This is a genomic window from Sphingomonas sp. GC_Shp_5, from assembly GCF_026540855.1.
GTDB lineage: Bacteria > Pseudomonadota > Alphaproteobacteria > Sphingomonadales > Sphingomonadaceae > Sphingomonas.
Window position 1 is genome coordinate 1 of the sequence record NZ_JALNUP010000027.1, and the last position, 21,292, is coordinate 21,292.

General features: G+C 68.8%; 17 protein-coding genes. 3 read left to right on the top strand and 14 right to left on the bottom strand.

The window, feature by feature from the left end; genetic code table 11:
• The 3 genes from OXR60_RS17090 to OXR60_RS17100 form a co-directional block, all read left to right on the top strand.
• A partial coding sequence (locus tag OXR60_RS17090) for a LamG-like jellyroll fold domain-containing protein (protein ID WP_267397163.1) occupies positions 1–3,704 on the top strand: 3,704 nt, incomplete at its 5' end.
• Entirely contained in the window at positions 3,701–4,894 is a 1,194-nt protein-coding gene (locus OXR60_RS17095) for a DUF885 family protein (RefSeq protein WP_267397164.1), read from the top strand. The genes OXR60_RS17090 and OXR60_RS17095, both read left to right, overlap by 4 nt.
• 119 nt (positions 4,895–5,013) lie before the next feature.
• On the top strand, positions 5,014–5,994 hold the full coding sequence (locus tag OXR60_RS17100) for an aldo/keto reductase (protein ID WP_267397165.1): 981 nt from the start codon (positions 5,014–5,016) through the stop codon (positions 5,992–5,994).
• Positions 5,995–6,006: 12 nt separating this feature from the next.
• Here the strand turns inward: OXR60_RS17100 and OXR60_RS17105 are convergent, their stop codons facing one another.
• The 14 genes from OXR60_RS17105 to OXR60_RS17170 form a co-directional block, all read right to left on the bottom strand.
• Positions 6,007–6,981: a hypothetical protein gene (locus OXR60_RS17105; RefSeq protein ID WP_267397166.1), complete on the bottom strand. Its 975-nt coding sequence runs from the start codon at positions 6,979–6,981 to the stop codon at positions 6,007–6,009.
• 43 nt (positions 6,982–7,024) lie between these two features.
• Complete coding sequence (locus OXR60_RS17110) at positions 7,025–8,038, bottom strand: alpha/beta hydrolase (protein WP_267397167.1); 1,014 nt, start codon at positions 8,036–8,038, stop codon at positions 7,025–7,027.
• Positions 8,035–8,748, bottom strand: a complete 714-nt coding sequence (locus OXR60_RS17115) for a TylF/MycF/NovP-related O-methyltransferase (protein ID WP_267397168.1) — start codon at positions 8,746–8,748, stop codon at positions 8,035–8,037. The genes OXR60_RS17110 and OXR60_RS17115 overlap by 4 nt, the downstream gene beginning before the upstream one ends.
• Positions 8,745–9,404, bottom strand: coding sequence for a hypothetical protein (locus OXR60_RS17120; RefSeq protein WP_267397169.1), 660 nt, complete (start codon positions 9,402–9,404; stop codon positions 8,745–8,747). Before OXR60_RS17120 ends, OXR60_RS17115 begins: the two co-directional genes overlap by 4 nt.
• Entirely contained in the window at positions 9,401–9,784 is a 384-nt protein-coding gene (locus OXR60_RS17125; protein ID WP_267397170.1) for a hypothetical protein, read from the bottom strand. The genes OXR60_RS17120 and OXR60_RS17125 overlap by 4 nt, the downstream gene beginning before the upstream one ends.
• 42 nt (positions 9,785–9,826) lie before the next feature.
• The gene (locus OXR60_RS17130; RefSeq protein ID WP_267397171.1) at positions 9,827–10,744 is read right to left on the bottom strand and encodes an amino acid permease; all 918 of its coding nucleotides are present in this window, start codon (positions 10,742–10,744) and stop codon (positions 9,827–9,829) included.
• Between the two features lies 1 nt (position 10,745).
• The gene (locus tag OXR60_RS17135) at positions 10,746–11,132 is read right to left on the bottom strand and encodes an SCP2 sterol-binding domain-containing protein (protein ID WP_267397172.1); all 387 of its coding nucleotides are present in this window, start codon (positions 11,130–11,132) and stop codon (positions 10,746–10,748) included.
• Between the two features lie 29 nt (positions 11,133–11,161).
• Positions 11,162–11,692: an acyl-CoA dehydrogenase family protein gene (locus OXR60_RS17140; RefSeq protein WP_267397173.1), complete on the bottom strand. Its 531-nt coding sequence runs from the start codon at positions 11,690–11,692 to the stop codon at positions 11,162–11,164.
• Positions 11,689–12,411, bottom strand: coding sequence for an acyl-CoA dehydrogenase family protein (locus OXR60_RS17145; RefSeq protein WP_267397174.1), 723 nt, complete (start codon positions 12,409–12,411; stop codon positions 11,689–11,691). Before OXR60_RS17145 ends, OXR60_RS17140 begins: the two co-directional genes overlap by 4 nt.
• Positions 12,395–17,011, bottom strand: a complete 4,617-nt coding sequence (locus OXR60_RS17150) for an aminotransferase class III-fold pyridoxal phosphate-dependent enzyme (RefSeq protein ID WP_267397175.1) — start codon at positions 17,009–17,011, stop codon at positions 12,395–12,397. The genes OXR60_RS17145 and OXR60_RS17150 overlap by 17 nt, the downstream gene beginning before the upstream one ends.
• On the bottom strand, positions 17,011–18,048 hold the full coding sequence (locus OXR60_RS17155; protein WP_267397176.1) for an NAD-dependent epimerase/dehydratase family protein: 1,038 nt from the start codon (positions 18,046–18,048) through the stop codon (positions 17,011–17,013). The genes OXR60_RS17150 and OXR60_RS17155 overlap by 1 nt, the downstream gene beginning before the upstream one ends.
• A gap of 70 nt (positions 18,049–18,118) precedes the next feature.
• The gene (locus tag OXR60_RS20045; RefSeq protein WP_267397177.1) at positions 18,119–18,904 is read right to left on the bottom strand and encodes a GMC oxidoreductase; all 786 of its coding nucleotides are present in this window, start codon (positions 18,902–18,904) and stop codon (positions 18,119–18,121) included.
• Between the two features lie 152 nt (positions 18,905–19,056).
• Positions 19,057–20,220, bottom strand: a complete 1,164-nt coding sequence (locus OXR60_RS17165; protein WP_267397178.1) for a GMC family oxidoreductase N-terminal domain-containing protein — start codon at positions 20,218–20,220, stop codon at positions 19,057–19,059.
• 129 nt (positions 20,221–20,349) lie between these two features.
• Positions 20,350–21,111 carry a hypothetical protein gene (locus OXR60_RS17170; RefSeq protein WP_267397179.1) on the bottom strand — a complete coding sequence of 254 codons (762 nt, stop codon included), beginning with the start codon at positions 21,109–21,111 and terminating at the stop codon, positions 20,350–20,352.
• Positions 21,112–21,292: the final 181 nt, after the last annotated feature.

Sequence of the window (21,292 nt, forward strand, 5' to 3'; positions counted from 1 at the left end):
AGAGCCTCACGGCCGATGTTGCCGGGGGCGATCCGGTGCCGAACTTCCGCAGCAACGTTTCGGTGGTGCCGGACGGCGCGATCGGCGGTGCGGCGCGCTGGGAAGACGATGGCTATGTCGCCTGGCAGGCGGCGGGCAACATGCTCAGCCAGCGCGGCACCCTCGCCTTCTTCTGGCGCGCGCGCCAGCCGGTCGGCGAGGCGCCCTTCGTGATCTTCCGCGCCGGCTTCGCCGATCATTCGAGCTGGGACATGGCGTTCCTGCGCATCGACTGGAACGGCCACGGCTTCGATGCCTTTGTCACCGACGCCAATCTGTCGCGGCTGCGGGTGTCGTGGCGAATGCCCGATCTGCCCGATCCCCGCGCCTGGCATCACATCGCCTTCGGCTGGGACGAGACCCGTGGCGTGCAACTGTTCGTCGATGGCCGCGAAGTCGCCCGTCGCGACCAGCGGGCCGACCTCGACAGCGGGCTCGATCAGTTCGGCATGGCCGGCCGCGTGCTCTCGCCGCATCAGGTGCAGAGCCGCTACAATTTCATGCGCGGCTCCGACCTCGACGAAATCCGCGTCTACGATCGCCTGCTCGCCCCCGCGGACATGGCGGCGCTGGCCGACAAGCGCGAGCCTGGCGCTGCACCTGCTGCCGGATTGGCTGCCGAAGAGGCCGGCCGCCGTGCGGCCTGGCTGCATCGCTACGGCTGGGATCGCACCGACCCGCCGCTGCTCGATGCGCCCGTCACCCGCATCCGCAAGGTCGAGTTCGCCGACGCCAAGGATCTCAAGGCGTGGATGTGGAAGGGCGTCGACGGCATTGCGGAGACGACCTGGCCGGGCGTCTACAACCGCTCGCGGCTGCCGGGCCGCGACGACTATTTCGAGCTGCCCGACTGGAACACCTATGTCGAGGGCGGCAAGCGTTACGACCTGACGATCCCGCCGGGCGAACGCGTCAACCGCGTCGAGCTCCGCGGTGCGGCTTATGGCACGCTGGCCGGGTCCGATGGCACCAGGCCGGTCACGCTCGCGAGCCGGCCCCGCGGTGTCGTGCGCAGCGTCGATCAGTTCGCCGCGCGCACCGGCGGGACGCTGAGCTTCACCAACGTCATGCAGGAACAGCCGATCCAGGAGATCTGGGCCTATGACGTCGCCGCCGGTACCGAGCCGGCGGGCAGCTTCAAGCTCGATTACACCGTGCGCGCCGATGTCGCGCCGAGCCAGGCCGCACTCGCACCGCTCAACGCCTTTATCGCCGGCCGTCACCCGCCCGAAGAGCGCAGCACCGTCGTCGCGCTGCCATCGGCAGGGCTCAAGGCCGCGGTCGGCGCGGCGGCAGCCGGTGCCACCGGCAAGGTGACGCGCGCCGATCATGCCGCGCCCATCGTCCACGTCCTGATCCCCGCAAGCTTCGGCGATGCCGCGCCGGATCAACCGGTCGCCCGTGCCTGGGATTATGGCTGGCAGAACATTCACGACGGCCTCGATGGCATCGCCATCGACCTGCCCGCGCTGACGGTGAAACCCGACGCCCGCGGGCTGGTCCCGCTCAACATCCGGGTCAAGGATCCGATCTGGCCGGGCCGCGACATGATCGACATCTCGGTCTCCGTCCGCCCCGGCGAAGCGCGGACGCTGTGGCTCGACCTGCGCGACCGCATCCTCTCGCAGGACAGCCTGTATCTGACGGTCGCTTCGGCGGCGCCCGACTTCGACGCCCGCAGCCTCGACGGCGCGCGCATCCGGCTCGTCTTCAAGCCGCGTGGCGAAGCCGCGAAGGAGCATGTCGCCGATCGCTTCAACCAGGTCCGCGACAATTGGGGATTCCTCGTCGAGGAGCATACGGCCTCGAAGCGCGCGGCGCTCTATGCGCGGCTGTACGCCGACGCGTCCGATCTGCTCCGGGTCGACCCCGATCACGTCCAGGGTCGCGCCTATTGGGCCGACATCAATTACCGGCCCGAGAATTTGCCCGCCGTGCCCCAGCCGACGCCGCCACCCGGCGTACCCTTATGGGCGTTCCGCCAGCTCGAGGATCTCAAGCTCACCCGCCGGTTCGTCGAGTGGTGGATCGACCATCGCCAGGTGCCGTTCGGCGATTTCGGCGGCGGCATCTCCGATGATGTCGATCTCACCCAGCAATGGCCGGGCCTCGCGTTGATGGGCGTCGAACCCGACAAGATCAACGCCTCGCTGCGGGCGCTGTCCGATGCGGTCTACAAGAACGGGATGATCGTCGACGGGCTCGGCTACGTCACCACCGACGAGCTTCACGCCTATGAGGAAGGGCTCAACATTAACGCCGAGCGGCTCTACCTCAACTGGGGCGAACCGCGCGCGGTCGAGCGGCTGATGGACAACACGCGGGCCCTTACCCGCGTCATCCTGCCCAACCCTGCAGGCCATCTCCACTTCGCCTCGAGCTGGTACGGCGGCCGCAAGATCTATCGCGACGATCCGTGGAGCTGGCAAAAGCCTTATGCCTTCACCGTCCTCCACGGCCCGACGCTGGTCGGCCTCTACAACGGCAATTCGATCGCGCGCGGGCTGGTCACCGGCGTGGTCGACGGCTGGTTGGCGCATGGCAAGCAGGACGCCAAAGGCGCGTGGAGCTTTCCCAACGAGATCAACTGGCGGACTGATGCCGAGCGGGCCGGCGACGGCGGCGGCGCGACCACCCCGATCCAGGTCGCCTGGAGCGCCTGGCATTTCACGGGCGACGGCAAATATCTGCGCCCGCTCGAGGCGCGGGTCGCCAAGGCGGGACCGGCCGCGCTGGCGGAGATCGACGACAATGTGTTCGATCTGCTGCCCGAAGGCCGACAGTGGCGCGCGACGCTTGGCAAGGGCGGCAGTGACGACGCCTTCGCCCGCTACGCCGCCTGGGCAGCCAGCGGCGACACGGCGCCGCTCGCCGAGCTCCATGGCGCCGCGATTGCCGACAAGGCCGCGCACGAATATATGTACACCGAGGGCCATTGGTGGTCGGATCGGGTCGACCAGCCCAACGAGATCCTGCAGCGTGAGCGGCTCGGCGCAATCGCGCTGCGCCGCAACCAGCACTGGCCCGCCAACGCCGTCAGTTGGCGGTTCGCCGAGCCGGGTGGCGCCGAGCAGGTCGCGATCCTGGTGCCCGGCGCGACGACCGACAAGATCCGCGTGGTCGCCTACAACGTCGGCGATAGCCCGCAGCCGGTGATCCTCTCGACCTGGAACGTCACCGCGGGGCAGTGGCGGGTCTCCACCGCGACCAGCGTCGACGAGGGCAAGACGCTGCAGCCGCAGGGCAATCCTGTCATGGCGTCGCTCGAACGCAGCGCCGGTCTGCCGGTGAGCTTCGCGCCGCACACCACCACCGTGATCGATCTCGCCCTTGTCCAGGCAACCACGCCGGTCGACCAGCGTGCCGACCTCGGCGTCGGACGCGACGACGTGACGGTGGTCCGCCGCCGGGTCGCGGTCACCGTCCACAGCCTCGGTGCCAAGCCCACCGGCGGCGGCTTCGTGCACTTGATGGAAGGCACCAGGGTGATCGCCAGCGCGCCGCTGCCGTCGCTGGCCGCGCCGCTCGATCTGCTGGCAAAGACCGCCACGGTGCGGCTGACCATTCCCGCCGGTGCCGATCGGCGACAGCTGGCGGTGCAGGTCGCGCTGCCCGACTCGGCGGCGGAAGTCACCCTGCTCAACAACCGGGTGCCGCTGCCGTGACGGTCGATCGGCGGGCGCTGCTGGCCGGGCTCGGCACCGCGCTGTGCCTGCCGGCAGAAGCGGCCGGTGCAGCCGACGCGGCCGGCGCGCCCGCCGACGCGCGCGGCCTGCTCGACGCCGCCGCCGCCGCCGCCACGCCTGTCGCAGGGCTGCAGATGCTCGAGCAGCTCGATCCGGCGCGGCTCCCGCCGGGGCTGCGGCTCGACGTCGCCAGCGCACGCGCCGGGCTTGCGATCGACGCGGCGCTGGCGCGAACGCCCGACGATTACTCGCTCCGGCTGCAGCGCTCGCTCGGCACCGGTGTCGACCCCGACTGGGCCGAGCAACGGCTCGCGCGCGAACTCGATCGGCTCTCGGCCAAAGCGACAGGCCTGTTCGCGCAACTTGGTTTGCCAAGCGGCGGCATCGGCAGCCGCTTCAGCGAGCTCTGGCAGAACGAACGCTGGCTCTATCCGGACGACGACGCCGGACGCCGGGCCGCGCTGGCCGACATGACCGCCACGCTCGTGCGGGCCCGCACGGCGTCGCTGCGGGCCTTTCCCAAAGCACCTGCCTTCTGCTTCGACGTCGCCGTCCGCAGCCTCAGCGCAGCCGAGATCGCGGCCGGCAAGGGCGGCTACCGCGAGGTGCCGGCTCGTGACCGGCCCGGCGCCTATATCGTCGATCTCAAGCAGATCCGCCGCCGGCCGCAGTGGACGCTCGACAGTGTCGTCACTCATGAACTGCTGCCCGGGCACATGATCCAGCTCGGCATCGAAGCGCTCGAACCGCCGCACCCGCTGCGGCTCACTTATGCGGCGGCGTTCGTCGAAGGCTGGAGCATCTATGCCGAACAGCTCGCGGCCAGCTGGGGCCTGTTCGCCTCCCCCGAGACGATGCTCGGCCATTGTCACTGGCTGCTGTTCCGCGTCGGCCGCGCGCTGGTCGACCTGCGCATCCATCGCCGCGGATGGTCGATCGACCAGGCTCATGCGGCGTTGGTCGACTGGCAAGGCGAGCCCGCCTATTTCGCGCCGTTCGACACAGAGCTTGCCCGGATCGCGCGCGAGCCGGGGTCGCGCGCGGCGGAGGCGCTGGCGTGGCTGGGGATCGCCGACCGCGCGCCGGCGGCGCCTCACGCACGGGGCGCCTATCACCGGGCGGTGCTTGCGCATGGCCGCAAGCGGCTCGAGGCGTTGCCGCACGGCTAAACGCGCCAGCCGGGGCCGAACACCGATCGCCGCCACCCGGGGGAACCATGTCTCCGGCCGGCGGTAATGGACCTTCGAAACGGCAATGCCCGGCCGCGCGCCGGACCAGGAGACGATCGATGGACTATGTGAAGCTCGGCCGTACCGGCCTCGATGTCTCGCGCCTGTGCCTCGGCTGCATGACCTATGGCGTGCCCGAGCGGGGGCCGCACCCCTGGACGCTCGACGAGGAGCGCAGCCGCCCGCTGATCCGCCAGGCGGTCGAGGCCGGGATCAACTTCTTCGACACCGCCAACGTCTATTCGGACGGCACCTCGGAAGAGATCGTCGGCCGCGCGCTCAAGGAATTCACCCGGCGGGACGAGGTGGTGATCGCGACCAAGGTCCATGGTCGCATGCATCCCGGACCCAATGGCGCCGGGCTCAGCCGCAAGGCGATCCTGCAGGAGATCGACCATTCGCTGCGCCGACTCGGCACCGATCATGTCGATCTCTACCAGATCCACCGCTTCGATCCCGAGGTGCCGATCGAGGAGACGCTGGAAGCGCTTCACGATGTCGTCAAGGCGGGTAAGGCGCGGTACATCGGTGCGTCGTCGATGTTCGCCTGGCAGTTCGCGACCATGCTCCACGTCGCCGAGGCGAATGGATGGACGCGGTTTGCGACCATGCAGGATTACGTCAACCTGCTGTACCGCGAGGAAGAGCGCGAGATGCTGCCGCTGTGCGATGCCGAAGGGATCGGCGTGATCCCGTGGAGCCCGCTCGCGCGCGGGCGGCTGACGCGGCCGTGGGACGAAGCAACCGAGCGATCGCAGAGCGACCAGTTCGGCCAGACGCTGTACGCGCATACCGCCGATGCCGACCGCCAGGTGGTCGAGGCGGTGGCCAAGGTCGCCGAGGGGCGCGGCGTGCCGCGGGCGCAGGTGGCGCTCGCCTGGGTGCTCGCCAAGCCCGAGATCAGCGCGCCAATCGTCGGCGCGTCGAAGCCCGGTCATCTCGACGACGCGTTCGCCGCGCTCGATCTGGTGCTCAGCGACGACGAGATCGCAACCCTCGAGGCGCCATACGTGCCGCACGCGGTGGTCGGCTTCTCCTGATCCAACGCCTGTCTAAATCACCAGCTCAGCCGGCTGATGAGGCCGATCGCGGCTGAGGATATAGACCCCGGCGAGCATCAGATCGGCGACCCAGATGAAGCCGCCGTTCATGAAGAAATCGGTGTTCTGGCCTACCCACAGCATGTTGTACTTGCCATTGGCGAGCCAGAAGCCGTCGAACAGCTCGATCACCGCGCCCTGCAGCAGCAGGATGGCGAGCAGCCGGTGATCGTGGCGGCGCACCGCATACCAGAGCGCGAACAGGATGAAGAGGCCGAACGCCAGGTTGCGGTTGCCGATCATCCGCGCCGGCAGCAAGGCGCCGAACAGGTCGGCGCCCGACCCCCAATCGGGAAATGGCCGGAACGCGGCGAGCCAGAAGCCGATGCTGTCGAACCACCACCAATAAGCGAACAACAGTTTCATGCCCGCATAGACCAGCGCCACCGCGTAGCAGAGATAGATGAAGTAGCGGTCGAGTAACCGCGCCAGCGACGAGAGGGGCAACGTGGTCTTGGCGGGGCGCGAGAGCGGCGCGGGTTCGTCCCTCCCCCACAACAGCCATGCCGCCGCCAGTAGCAGCACGGCCCAGCACAGATCGGTGACGATCGCCTGGTTCGTCGCCGCGGTGATCCAGCCCTGCTGCTCCCCGATCGTCAGCCACAGCGCATCGAGCAGCTCGATCGCTGCCGCCTCGCAGGCGACCAGCGCGGCCAGCCGATAGGCGCGCACGCTGAAGCCGGTAGCCAGCGCCGCAAACATCCCGATGGCGGCGCCAAGCGACCGGGTGCCGAGCCATTTGGAGGGCAGCAGGCCCCCATAAAGCTCTGCACCACTACCCCAATCGGGATAAGGCCGAAACAACGCCAGCCAATGGTCCACGCCATGAAACCAGAATTGCCCGACCAGCAACGACTTGGACAGCACGAACGCGAGCAGCACCACGATCCCGGCGATGATGGCAACGGCTGAATAGCGAAGGCTCATGGCTGGCGTCCTTTCTGGCCGGGAAACCGGTGGGCAGTCGCGATCAAGGGGCATGGACTTCGACCCAGGCGAGGATGCCCTTGATCAGCTCGGGCGGGGGCTTGAGGATCATCAGGTGCGGCAGATCGCCCAGCAGCAGAAAATGCTTCGGGCACGTCAGCCGGTCGAACAGATGCTGCTCATAGGCTGGCGGAAACACCTCGTCGCCGGTTGACGAGATCAGCATCAGCGGCATGGCGATTTGCGCGAACGGATCGGCTGGCGGACATTTGGCGAGCGTCGAGATCGCGCCGAGGCTATAGGCCAGGGTGGCGAGCGGATCCTGCGCCATCAGCGCCAGCGCACCACCGCCGCCACCCGGCAGCTTGAGCTTGTTGAACGGAAGATACCAGTTCACCGGCAGCGACCAGGCGCGCATCGCCGTGAACAGCCAGCATAGCAAGGGCACCACGAACAACGGCGGTTTCAGGATCGCGATCTGCCGGATGGTGTTGCCGTCCAGCCAGGCGATGTTGTGGCACACCACGGTGGCGATATGGGGATCCCTGGTTGCCGCGACGTACATCGAGACCACGCCGCCCTGGCTGCTGCCGGAGAAGACGACCTTTTTGCCAAACCGCTGATGCGCATAGGCCGCCACCTTGCGGCCGTCGGCGATCATTTGCGGAATGGTGAACAGGCCGCGCCTGCCGCCGCTGCGGCCATGCCCGCGCGGATCGTAGGCGACGATTGTGTAGCCATGGCCGTGAAGATCGACGAGCAGTTGCGCGTAGAGCTGCGCGTAAACGGCGGTTCCGGGCATGAACACGTAGACCGGCGCGTCGGGTTTGCCGCGCAGGATGTACAGCGCCAGGCAGATCCCCCCGCCGACATCCAGCCAGTCGCGCTCGAAGCCTGCCGGATCTGCGGCGATCCCGAACCGGGCGTAGATCTTGGCAAGATAGGCGATCAGCGCGCACTCGTAATCGCGTCGTTGCGCCACATACCATTGGCTGAGCGCCAGCCATGCCAATAGGGCCGCGACCGCCACGCCGAGGATGATCAGCACCAGCGTCATGCTGCTTTCTCCAATCCGCCGCGGCAGACGATCATCGCCTGAGTGCTCGGCAGCTCGATCGCCCGCTCGGGACGACCGGCAAGGAAATCGGCAAACGCGCGTTCCACGCCGGGCAGGATCGAGAAATCATGGCTAACGATGATCCCGCCGGGCACCATCCGCGGGTAGAAATAGGTCAACCCCGCCAGCGTGCTGTCGTACAGATCGACATCGAGATTGACGAAGCTGAAGCGGAGGTGATCCAGCCCAGCGGTCGAGCCGGGAAAGGCGCCGACGTGGAAGGCGAGATTGTCATGGCCGGCCAGCCGTCGGCGGACCCGATGAAGGCTGGTGCCGAACTGCCCCTTGCGGAACACCGCCTGCTCGCCGGCGCCGGGTTCCGGCAGCCCCGCGAAGGTATCGAACAGATGGAGCGTACGGTGCGGCGCCGCGGTGGCGATGATCGTCGCCGAACTCCCCTCGAAGACGCCGAACTCAGCCATCTCCCCGGCGAGCACCGCCTGCGCGCGGGCGATGCTGAACAGCGTAAAATGCTCGTTGGCGGTCAGTAGCGACTCCCGCCCACGGCGGCTGCCGCGGATCAACGCCATCACCTCGTCCCGCTTGTGGCCGCGCATCGCCGCAGTTTCGATCGCCGAGAGCAGCCCGATCGCGGACCGCCGCAGCAGGCGATTGCGGCCGACAATGCGCTGCACCAACGGCTGCTTCATCCACATCGCGCCGGCTCCACTTGGCGCACCGCGAGCGCCGCGACCACGCGGCAGGCGGGCGGCAGCGCAAGGTCGCGCCACGCCCATAATGTTCCGCCATATTGCACCGACCCGATCGGCTGGCGGAGTGGCAACCGGAAACGCGCGGTCAGCCCTATCCCGATCGCCTTGGCCACCGCCTCTCGCCGCGTCCATCGCCGCAGCCGCTCGATCGGATCGAGATCGTCACCCAGCCCGTCGCGATGCAATACCCGTGGCACGACACGCTCGATGTCGACGCCGAGCTCGCATCCCCCGACCGCGATCAACACGAAGCGGTCACTTCGGCTCATATTGAAGAACAGCGGCGGGGTGCCGGACGCGCGAAGCGCGGGCTTGCCGCGTGCGCCGATGATCAGCTCCACCGCTTCTGCCGGGCAGTTCAGCATGCTGCCCAGCACTTCGCGCAGCCGTCGCTGCGCCTCCTCCTGGCGGGGTGGCCTGCCGGTGGCCGAGAAGCCGGGTTCATCAAGCGCAAACAGCCAAAGCTCGACGGCGTCTGGCGTCAGGCAACTGTGATCAACCGCCGCGGCCGTATCGCCCAGCATGTCCTCGGCAAGCAGCAGGCGCGCACGCCATAGCGGTGCGGGCCTGGTGAGGAGCGCCGCCGCTATCACGCCGCCTCTCTCCGTGGATCAGCGCGCCCGCGCGGTTCGTCGCGCAGCCGCTCGGAATAACCGGTCAGCACCGCCACCAGCAGCGCGATTCCCGCCACGCCGACGGCGATGGGCCGCGCGAGATCGGGCATGGAGACAAGCGAGGCGATGCCGATCAACGGCATCAGCACCATGGTCGCGCGGCGCAGCGGGGTCGGCACACCCGAGCGGAAGGGTCGCGGATAATCGGGCCGTACCCGCCGAAGCTGCTCCACCGCCCCGATATAGCAGGCGTAGATCAGGCAGATGATCGCTGAGGCGATCAGACCGATGATCAGGTAGAGATCGAACGCGGCCAGCGCAAACGACGAGATCGTTGCCAGCCCGCCCAGCAGCAGCACAGCGCCGACCGGCGCGCCGGTGGCGAGGTCCGTTCGACCTACTCAATGTGGCAGGGTCCGCTCGCGGGCCATCGCCTGGAGGAGCTGCGCGCCGCCGAGGATCCCTGCGTTGAAGGTGGAGAAGATCGCCCCGAACGCGAGCAGCAAGGCAAAGACCAGGCCGATGTTCCCGCCAAGGGAGCCAAACAGCAGCACCTGCGGCGTCGCCGACGCGGCGATCGTCGGCGCAGGGATTGTCGCGCCAAGGCCGGCGACGAACAGGCCATACGTCACGAACAGCGCGCCGAGCGCCAGGAGCATCGACACGGGCACGCGGCGCGCATAGGCGTCGCGCGACAGGCCGACGGGGGTGACCCATTCAAAGCCGGTGTAGATGAACACCGCCAGCGCCACCGTGCCCGGCAGCCGGCCCCACGCCGTGCCGGCCGGCACCGCCAGCAGCGCCGTTTCTCCCTGCCCCACGCCAGCCGCCCCAAAGCCTATGAGCAGCGCCATGGCGGCAAAGGCGGTGACGATCTGTGCTCGTCTAGACAGCGCCAGTCCGCGCAGATTGACCAGCACCACCGCCGACAACAGCAGCAGGATCGTCATCGCCGTCGGCATCTGCGGCACCACGGCGTGCACCGCGACCGCAAAGCTGTAGCTCTCCACGCCCGCGACCAACACCACGAACAACAGGTAGAGGTGGATCAGCGCCAGCGCAGCGCGATGACCGAAGGCCGCGCGGAAATAGGTCAGCACGGCAGGCGCCGAGGGCCACATGCTCGCGAGTTCGCCGATCGACAGCGCGATGATCACGCAGATCGCGGCGGCAAGCGCCAGCGCCAGCAGCGCAAGCCCGCCGGGCACCAGCGCGAACAGGCCCGACACCATCGCGAAGGCGGCGTTGCTGATCGCCATCCCCGCGCCGACGGCGACATAGAACAGCCACTCGCTGAGCCTTGCTGGCCGGCCGGTCACGCTACAGCCCCCATATCACGAGGGCGAGCGCCTCGAGCTTCACCTTGTCGCGCGGATCGGAATAGACCTCGAGCTGGCCGTCGATCAGCGCGGTGGACGGATTGGTCGTCCCTGAGAAGATCTCGATCAGCGTCCGTTCGTCGGCGCTCATCGTCACCAGCCGCTCGTCGCCGCCTGGCTCGATACCACCCTCGCGGACGTCGATCAGCCGCGCGTCGGCGACGGTGAGCGTGTGCGTCGGCCCGCCATCGGTAGGCTCGACCACCAGACGCCGGTCCCAGCCCGCGGTCAGCTTGGCGACACGCGGGTTGTCGTTGAACCGAGCCTCAAAGTCGTACAGCCAATAGGCAAGGCTGCGATCGATGATCGTCTGTGCCGTGATCGTCATACTTCCTCCCGATGGTAGTGGCGCGGCGATCATGCCCATGGCTGCGGCGTACCGAGCAGCTGATTGCCCATGATCACCTTGAGCGTGTCGTCGGATGGCCCCATCAGCGAGCCGGCGCGGGCGTCGCGATAGCAACGCTCGACCGCGTGGCCGCGCTTGTAGCCCTGGCCGCCGCAGATCTGCAGGGCGGTGTGCGAAACCTGCACCGCCATCTCGCTGGCGATGATCTTCAATTGCGCGAGCTCGACGAAATAGGGGTCGTCGGGATTGTCGCGGATGATCTCGTCGAGCAACCCGGCATTGTTGAACTCGTCGAACAGCACCGTCGCATTGTCCGACATCTGGGCGACGCGCAGGATCGCGGCGCGCACCGCATCGATCCGGCACTTCATTTCGGCGGCGTAGCGCTGCACCGTCTCCACCGTCGCCAGGCTGCGGTTGGTATCAGAATGCACCCGCCCCTTCACATGAGCGATTGCGGCGTCGAACGCCTCCTGGGCAAGGCCGAGGTAGCAGGTCGCGATTCCGACCAAATAGACGGGCAGCGAATAGGCCATCATGAACGAAAAGCCGGCGGTCTCGTCGCCGAAGCGTTTTTCGCCGGCACCCGGCATTTGTTGAAATGGAGCGGTCGGCTGCCGTTGCCGCGCAGCCCCATGCCGTCCCACTCGCCCTTGGGCTCGATTCCCGGCTCGTCGCCATCGATCCAGAACAGGCTGAGATCGGTGGCACCGCCGTCGGCGCTGCCGCGGGTCGGCACCAAGTAGAAATCGGCATGGCCTGCCGAGGTGCAGAACGACTTGAACGAGTCGATCACGAACGTGTCGCCATCCGCCACCGCGTGGCTGTCCATGTGCCAGATCCGATTGCCCGATCCCGGCTCGCTCATCGCAAAGGCGCCGAACAACTCGCCGCGCGCGATCGGCGCGAGGAATCGCTCGGCCTGTTCCGGCGTCGCGAGCGCGACCATCAGCATCAGCGTCGACTGGTGCATGGTGTAGATCATCGCGGTGGAGATGCAGCCCTTGGCGAGCGCCTCGGTGACCAGTATCGCGGTAGCGACGTCGCCGCCGCCGCCGCCGAGCGAGGTGGGGATCAGCAACCCAAGCAGACCGGATTTCTTCAGCGCCTCGATGTTGGCCGCGGGAAACACGCCGCTGCGATCCGTTTCGGGGGCGTTGGGACGCAGCACCTCGGCGGCGAGCTTCTCCGCGACGCGCCGCCAGCGTCCCTGATCACGCGTTAGGGCAATTCCGTCGAGATTAAGGGCGTTCGGCATGCTGTCCCCTGTCGCGGGTCGGTGAGATGATGGGGGCGACAGCGGCGCGCATCCGCCGCCAATCGCCATCGCCCAGCACGCGGCCGAAGCTGCGGAGCTCGGCGAGACGGAAGCCGTGGCGTAGCCCCCAGCCGCGCAGCGCCCGAAGGTAATCGAGCGGCACCCCAAGCCCCCGCGGCGCGGCGTCGAACCGGCCCTCGAGCGCCAGGATCATCGGCTCGCACATGCAGGCGAAGGCGACGCCCGGCGGCAGGCCGAAGCGCCAGCCGAGATCCACCCGCCCCGGCACCGCCACCAGCCCGCCGTCGAGCACCAGCACGTCGTCTCGCTCGGCCGCAATGCTGCCGGCGAGATTGCGCGGCTGCGACACGTCGCAGACGATCGCGCCAGCCCGGAATGCTTCGGGATCGATCAACAGGTCGGGGCTGGAGGTGGCGGTGAGCACCAATTGGCTGTCGGCGAGCGCGCGCGCCATGCTCACCGACAACACACAATCGCCCTGCGCGATCAGCCACGCCGCGACGGTCGCCGGGTCGCTGCCGGTGCGATCGTGAAAGGCGATCGCCCGACGGGCGAGCGCGCCGCCGCCATGATGGCGCTCGGCGATGATCGCGGCGACCGCCGCTTCCAGCGATCGGCGCAGCCCCCTCAGGCTCGCCTCGGGGTGCGCGGGATTGCCGATCAGCACCAGCCGCCCGGCGCGCTCCGCCATGAGATAGGTAAGGCCCAGCCCGACCGATCCGCCACCGCCGACGATCGCCGTCTCGGCTTCGCCGAGCGCAATGTCGAGCCGGTCGCAGGCCGCCTCCACGGCCTCGACGGCGGCAATGGCGGTATAGCTGTTGCCGGTCGTCAGCGACACGCCGCCGTCGGCGAGATCGAGGCCGCCGTTGCTGGCGATCGACACATAACCGCCGAGGCCGATCACCTGCGCGCCGTTCGCCCGCGCCAGCGCCGCCCCGGCGCGGATCGCGCTCAGCCCGGCGCTGCGATGGCCGTGCAGCGCCGCCGCCGTCCACGGCACGACGACGAACTGGCCCGGTGCCGAAACGCCGGCGCCGACGATCTCGATCTCGCCCGCGACGAACGGATCGACCGCGCTGCCGATCCGCTCTGCCAATTCGCCAAGCTCTCCCACGGAGAAGCAGGCGAGCGACGCGTCGAGATCGGCGTAGCTCGCGGCAGTCATCGGATGCGCGAGGAACCCCCAGCGCGGACCCACCGTGGCGGTGCGGCGGATCGCAGGTGCGGCGCGTGGCGCCGGTGACGGGATCACGGTCCGCGGCTTGTTGAGGAGATGATTGACCAGCGCGGCGGCATCGTCCTCCGCAAGGTGACGGACTGCCTGCTCGATCGCAGCGACGATCAGCGGGATTTCCGCCTCCTCCAGCGTCAGCGGCGGCTCGATGCGGAGCACGTCGCTGCCGAGCAAGGTCGGCGCGACGCGAAGCTGCGCGACGTTGAGCAGGTAGCTCGCCACCAGGGGGGCGAGCGCCTGCTGTTCGGCGAGCACGCCGAGCAGCGAATGGTGCCCGAACCCGGCCCGGTCCCGGGTCAGTTGGATCCCGAGCAGCAGCCCACGCCCGCGCACCGCGCGCAGCACGGTGGGATAGCGATCGACGACGAGGGCCAATTGCTCACGCAGCCGCGCGCCGCGCAGCGCCACCTCTTCTACCAGCCGCCCATGGTCGGCGGTAAGCAGCGCCAGCGACGCCAGCCCGACCCTGCAGGCCAGCGTATTGCCCGCGAAGGTAGAGCTGTGATGGCGGGCGAAATCCTCGGTGTAGCTGTCGGCGGTGCACAGCACCGCACCGATCGGCACAAGGCCTCCGCCGAGTGCCTTGGCAACCAGCAGGATATCGGGACGGACGTCCTCGGCGGCGCAGGCAAACAGCGCACCGGTGCGGCCAAGCCCGGTCTGCACCTCGTCGACGATCAGCTTGACGCCATGCGCGCGGCACAGCTCGGCGGCTGCGGCAAGGTAGCCGGCCGGCGGCTCGACGATCCCGCCCTCTCCTTGGATCGGCTCGACCAGCAGCCCGGCATAACGATCGGGGTGATCAACCAATGCCGCCCGCAACGATCCGATATCGCCATAGGCCACATAGCCAACGTCGAGCACCGGCGCGCCGAACGGCGCTTGGAACGCCGGTCTCCCGGTTACTGACAGCGCGCCGAGCGTCTTGCCGTGAAAGCCGTTGGCGGTCGACAGGAACGCGCGGCGGCCGGTGGCGGCCCGCGCCAGCTTCAGCGCGACCTCGGTCGCCTCGGCGCCGCTGTTGACGAAGGTGACGTGGCGCAAGCCGGGCGGCGCGACCGCGAGCAGCGCCTGCGCCAGTTCGCCCGCGGCATCGTTCATCGCCGGCTGGATCAGGCTCGGCTCGGCGGCGACGCGTACGCGGTCCAGGGCGGCCCAGATCGCCGGCGGATTGTGCCCGAACGGCAGCGCGCCATAGCCCGCGATGCCATCCAATATCCTGCTGCCGTCGGCACGCACCAGCCAATGTCCCTCGCCGCGCACGAACGGCTCGTCGAGGCGAAAGCGGCGCAGCAGCCCGCCGACCACCGGATTGACGTAGCGCTCCCATGGATGGCGATCACCGCCGCTGCGTCCGCGGCGAACCGGCGGCCCATCGAGGTCGGCGACCATGTCGGCAATACTGCATCCCTGGAGCAATCGGGCGAGCGGGACGTCGAGGCCCAGCTCCTCCTCGATCCGCCCCTTCAGGTCGGCCAACTCGAGCGAGCCGAGCCCCAGCCGATGCACCGGCGCTTCCAGGTCGACGACAAGATCGGGATCGTCGAGCAGCAGCCGGATCTCGCGCACCACGCAGGCGACCAGCTGGCCGGGATCCGGCATGGCAGCGACCGCGGCGACGATCGGCCGCGGCCTCCGTATCGGCCATTCGGCGACGACGCCCTCGCTGCGCTGCGCGATCCAGGCGTTGCGCACCGCGCTCCGCTTGATCTTGCCGCTGGAGGTCTTGGGGAGCGACCGTCCACGCAGCAGCATCACCGCACCGACGGTGATGCCCTGAGCGCCGGCCACTGCCGCCCTGATCGCGGCGATCACTTCGTCGGTTCGGCCGCCCGCGCGCTCGCCGAAGATCTCCGCGGCGATCACCAGCCGGTCCGTGACGTCGCCGACCGCGAAAGCAACGACATGGCCGGTACGGATCGCCGGATGAGCTGCCTCAGCGATGGCTTCGATATCCTGCGGCGCATGATTGGTGCCGGCGATGATCACCATGTCCTTGATCCGCCCGGTCACCACAAGCTCGCCGTCGGCGATGAACCCGGCATCGCCGGTGCGCAGCCAGGTCGTGGCGCCGTCGCTCGCCAGCGTCGCGCGGAACACCTCGTCGCTGTCGTCGGCTCGTCCCCAATAGCCTTGCGCCACGCTCGGCCCCGACAGCCAGATCTCGCCCGCCGCTGATCCGGCGGCACGCATCCGTGTGTCCGGGTCGACGATCGCGATCGCATGACCGGCGGCGGGCGCACCACAGCCGGCATACCAGCCGGGCTTGCGGCCACCGTTGACGCCAGGCCCGCGCACCCAGGTTGGTGGCGCGGCGGGGGCAGCGCCGCTCGCGAACACCACATGCTCCGCCAACCCGTAGAAGGGGGACATCGCCTCGCGGCGGAAGCCGGCGGGCGCGAAGGTATCGCTGAACCGGTCGATGGTGGATCGCCGCACCGGCTCGGCACCGTTGACCGCAAGCGCCCAACGGCTGAGATCGAGTCCGGCAATCTCTTGGGGTCGGATCTGGCGGCAGCAGAGTTCATAGGCAAAATTGGGGCCGCCGCTCCACGTCGCGCGATGGTCGGAGATCGCGCGTAACCAGCGGATCGGCCGGCTGAGAAAGGCGAAGGGCGACATGAGGACGACGGGAAGGTCGCCATAGATCCCGGTCAGCAGCCCACCGACCAGCCCCATGTCATGATAATGCGGCAGCCAGCTCAGCCCAGTGGAGCCGCCCTCCGGCACGGTGGGCAGCATCGCCTGGCTCGCCGCAAGGTTCGCCATCACGTTGCCATGGCTGATCATCACGCCCTTGGGGGCGCTGGTCGAACCAGAGGTATATTGGAGATAGGCGAGATCATCGAGCGCGGGCGCCGGCAGCGGTTCGGTGGCGCCCTCCCCGATCAGGTCGGTCGCGATCCAGCGTGGGCCGGCGTCGAGGGCGCCAGCAGGAAGCGCGGCGAGCACCGCCGCAGTGGTCAACGCCAGCCGGGGCGTGCAGTCGCCGATCGCCGCCGCTGCACCGACGAACTCCTCGGGCCGGATCGGCAATGTCCGTGGGCAGGCGACGGGCACGCCGATCAGGCCGGCGATCGCCGCCGCGAAGAAGCCGATGATGAAGTCGAGCCCCGGCGGATAGCAGAGCAACACCCGGTCGCCCCGATCGGCATGGGCGAGGAGGTGTAGCGCCAGATGACGCGCGCGGCGGTCAAGCGTGACAAGATCCAGCAACCGATCGTCGCCGCCGCTACGATCGGCCAGATAGCGGAAGCCGCCCCGGCCCGGGCGCGCGGCACGGGCGCCGAGCAGGTCGGCGAGCGTCGTGCCGTCGGCGATCTCGGCGGCAGGACCCGGCATCACCGGACAATGCCGCTGACGACAGGATCGACGCGTGGCGCCAGCGCGGTGGTGCGGACCGAAGCGGCGGGGATAGCCATCTGATCGCGCACCCATCGCACCACCGGCGCCATCGTCTCGCGCGCGCCGCGCGGCCGATAGCCGAGCGCCGCCCGGGCCTTGCCCGAATCGACAAACCAGTAGCGGCGCAGATAGCCGAGGACGCCGGGTTCGACGGGTGGCGTGATCCGCAGCAGCCGGCACACCGCCACCGCCGCGCGCAACGCCGCGAAGGGGACGACGACCACGGGGCGCCTGATCCCGGCGAGATCGAGGGTCAAGCGCACGAGCTGCGCGATGGTGAGATTGTCGCCGCCGAGGATGTAGCGCTCGCCGGGCAGGCCGCGATCGATCGCGCGGGCAATGCCGTCGGCGACATCGTCGACATGGACCACCGAGGTGCCGCCCACCGTCGCCAGCGCCGGCCAGCCACGCAGGATGTCGCGCACGCTGCCCGCGGTGATCCAGTCGTCGTCCTCGGCGCCATAGGTTTCGGCCGGGTTGACGATCAGCGTCTCGAAGCCCTGGCCGTTGCGGGCGATCACCGCCTGCTCGGCAGCATGTTTGGCGAGCGCGTAGACCAGCCCCGACCGCTCCAGCGTGAACCGGCTGGTCTCGTCGAGCATCACCGGCCGCGCCGTGCCGTCGATCGCCGCCGCCGACGACACATAGACGAACCGCCGCAGCCCGGCCGCCTGCACCGCATCGAGCAACCTCACGGTGCCGGCATGGATGGTGTCGTGGATCGCGGGATCGGCGATATGGTCCCAGCCGCTCACCCCGGCGAGATGGACGCACGCCTCGCACCCGGCGGCGGCGCGCGCCAGGCTGGCGGGATCGCGCAGATCGCCGCGCACCTGCTCGACCGGCAGGCCGTCGAGCCGCGCACGGCGACGATCCGAACGGATCAGGCAGCGCACCTCATGGCCGGCCGCGAGCAGCTTGCGCACGGTGCGCGAGCCGATCAATCCCGTACTGCCGGTGACGAGTATTCTCATGACGTGTCCCCGATCGTTGTTGCTCGGCGCTCAGTCCGCGCCGGGTGCTCGCTGGCTGGCTGTTCGCCCGCTACGGGCTCGCGACGATGCCCGGCGCGGCGTAATGGGCGAGCGCCATCACCGTCATCTGCAGGTTCACCGTGATCGGCGACGGGATGATGCTGGCATCGGTGATCCACAGCCGGTCGATGCCGTGGACCCGCATCTCCATGTCGACCACGCCCTGGGCCGGGCTGGCGTGGAGGACGTTGCCGCCCTGCAGGTGCGCGGTGGTGATCTTGAGATATTGCAGCGGGCCGACCGCGCCGAAATAGGCGTCGAGATCGTCCGCGCAGGTTGCCCCTCTTGCATCGAACCGGCTCGAGCCGACACGGGTGGCGCCCGCCGCGAACATCGCCTTGCCCGCCGCCTTCATGCCCAATGTCAGCCGATACCAGTCGTCGTCGTCGAGCTTGTAGGAGATGGTGTAGCCGCTCGCCGACCAATCGGCGTTGATGCTGCCGTAGGCGTTGGCGCCGATCACCGGCACCGCCACCGCGATCCGGTTGTAGTTGTTGAGCAGGCCCATGAAGGCGCTACCCCATTGCGCCGCTTCCATGCCGATCGTCGCGGGCGGGCCGAACGCGGTCTCGATCACCATCCGCTCGCGCGGCATCTCGATCGCATAGCCCACCTGGATGCCGCGCGCGCCATATTGGTCGGTCGGGAATTCGCCGAACACCGGCGTCCCCATGTTGCCCGAAAAGCGCTTGCCGACGGTGCGCACCCCGGGCAGCGCGCCGGAAAAGCCGCTGCGGCGCAGGATCTTGGTGGAGGCGAAGGCGCCGGCGGCGAGCACGATCTTGTCGGCTTCCACCAATCGCCGGTGCCGTCGCCGTCGACGACATGCGCACCCCGGCAACGCTGCGCGCCTGGCGGCCCCTCGAGCTCGAGCTTGAGCACATGCGCGTCGGGCACCAGCAGCCCGCCCGCCTTTACCACCGCGGGCAGCGTGGTCTCGTTCATCGATTACTTGGCGGCATAGCGGCAGCCCGAGTTGCAGCGCCCGCAGCCGATGCAGTTGAGCGTGTTGATGGTCACGTCCACCGCCTGATGGCCGGTGCGCGCAAACCCATCGCGCAGCGTTTCGGCCATCGGCGCCATCACCACCGGCCTCGCCGGGCCGGCATGGATCAGCGCGAGCATCGCATCGTAGCTGCGGTTGAGCCGCGGCCAATCGAGCGACACGCCGAACCGCTCCCAGCGCTTGACCAGCACCTCATCCCACCAGAAGCCCGCTGGCTTCCACGCCACCGCATTGTTGACCAGCGTGCCGCCGCCGACGGTGCGGGCTTGGACAAAGGTGGAGCATTGGTCGGCAGACAGCGTGAAGCCGCCATTCATGTAGATCGTCGACGCCGCCTGCATCAGGTGATCGGGGAGCTCGTCATTGGCCACCAGCGGCCCCGATTCGACCATCACGATCCGCGCCGACGGGTCCGCCTGCTGGATGAAATAGGCCGCGGTCGAGCCGCCCGCGCCCGATCCGATCACCAGATAGGTGACCACGCCCGCGGGCTTGGCGGCGACATCGGCAAGCCGCGCCCGGCGCTCCACAAGCAGCGTGGACGCCGCCGATCGTGCCGGCTGCGCGAGATCCGGGCCGCTCGGCGGCGTCCAGCTGCGCTGCTGGTAGCGCTCATAGTCCAGCCCGCGCCAGGTTTCGTCGAGGTCAAGATAGGCACCGGTGATCAGCGTCTTCACCACGCCGACGACGATGATGCTCTTGATCGGCAGATCCTCCTCCGCCGCGGCCTGCTCGCCGAGCCGCGTGAACATCCGGTCCACCACCCTCGTGCGCCGGGCGCGGCTGCTGAAGCAGAAGCCGATCCGCGCCACCTGGCTCCACACCGGCACCAGCAGAAACAGCAGCGTCCGCCAGAAAGGCGAGTAAGGCAGCCGCCGCGGCACCCACAAGGGGAGCGCGAGGACGCTCAGCGCCGCCTGGATGAACACCGCATTGGTCATCAGCCCGAGCAGCCGATCAAGCTCGCGGATCACCGCGCGGCCATCGGGATCAAGGTCGGGATTGCCGGGATTGGGGCCGATCAGCGCCGGCGCAAACCGCACCAGGAACGGGCGATTGGCGCGCCAGTAGAGCCACAACAGCTTGCCGATCAGCCACTCAGCCATCGACCGAGCCGCGCCCGGCCACGCTGCCTCCCGTCGTGATGGTGAGCATAGGATCTCCCTCCGCACGAGCCGTTCGCTCGCGCGTCGCTGCATTGCTGGTGTTGGAGCGGTCGGGCGGCGGCGCGGCGCCTACCGTTGGCGCCCGGCCAGATCGTCTACCGCCGCGCCGACTCTGGCGCCGGCTTCGCCGACCTGATCCTGCGCGTCACGTTGGTCGGTCTGGTCGCGTGGCCCGTCCGGCTGCCGATCCCGGCGGCCGCGCGCGCGCTTCGCCTGCCGCGGGTTGGTGTCGCGGCGACCGACGCTGTCGTCGAGCTCGGCGCTCTCGTCGAGCGCGGCATCAAATTCATCCTGGAACCGCCGGCTGGAGCGCGCGGTGACGCTCGCCGCCTCCGCAAACGCGTCGGACAAGGAGTGGGTGACGTCGGCAACATCGCCGCCGACATCGCCCACCGCGTCGCGCCGCCGGCCCTGCCGGGGTGTCCGGCGATAGTCGTCGTTGTCCTCGTCGTCGTCCGCATAGCTGCGCAGGCGCGTACCGCGATCATCGTCCTCGTCGCGGTAATCGTCATCATAAGCGGCGGAGCGCCGCGGCCGCACATCGCCGACCAGATCGAGCGCGATATTGCCGACGATGGTGACGATGCCTTTGAACGCCTCGGCGTTTGACGCGCTCCACGCGCGGACCAGGGCATTGACGTCATTGGCAACGCGATCGGCGACGCGGTCGGCCGATTGGACGTTGTCGCTGAGCCTGCCGCCGCGGTCGCGGATCCGCCGACGCGGCTCGCGGCGATCGGTATCGCGTGCCCGGCGGAGCAGCCGGTCCCGCTCCTGGCGGTCGCGCAGATTGGTGTCGTCGGTGCCGGCGTAATCGGTGTTATCGACCATGTCCCGTCCTTCTCGTCTGGAGAATCATCGACGTCGCCAAGATGATTGATAATGATCGGCAGCAAAAGCCTCGACGTGGTCCGTCATCCTGTTTTCTGGCCCGAAACGGAGAGGACGACCTCCAGATCGGATGCTTCGGATCCGTCTCTCCAGCGCAATTGCTGCTATGCCGATCGCCTGA